This is a genomic window from Streptococcus sp. HMSC034E03, from assembly GCF_001811505.1.
In the GTDB taxonomy this organism is placed as follows: Bacteria; Bacillota; Bacilli; order Lactobacillales; family Streptococcaceae; genus Streptococcus.
The window spans coordinates 1-238 of the sequence record NZ_KV804947.1 but is presented as its reverse complement, the minus strand read 5'-3'; the positions used below and the strand labels follow the sequence as shown (position 1 = coordinate 238).

Annotated in this window: 2 tRNA genes; both read right to left on the bottom strand. The window is 53.8% G+C overall.

Features of this window, described 5'->3' with window-relative positions:
• Positions 1–42: 42 nt before the first annotated feature.
• A tRNA-Ile gene (locus HMPREF2805_RS01100) sits at positions 43–116 on the bottom strand.
• Between the two features lie 13 nt (positions 117–129).
• A tRNA-Met gene (locus tag HMPREF2805_RS01095) sits at positions 130–203 on the bottom strand.
• Positions 204–238: the final 35 nt, after the last annotated feature.

Genomic DNA, 238 nt, shown 5'->3' with positions numbered 1-238 from the left:
GTTCCCTTCAGCCGGACTTGGGTAATCCTCCATAGTATTTAATGGACCTTGTAGGACTTGAACCTACGACCACTCGGTTATGAGCCGAGAGCTCTAACCAGCTGAGCTAAAGGTCCAACAAGATCATTATAGCGGCGAAGGGGATCGAACCCCCGACCTCCCGGGTATGAACCGGACGCTCTAGCCAGCTGAGCTACACCGCCATGAATCGGGAAGACAGGATTCGAACCTGCGACAC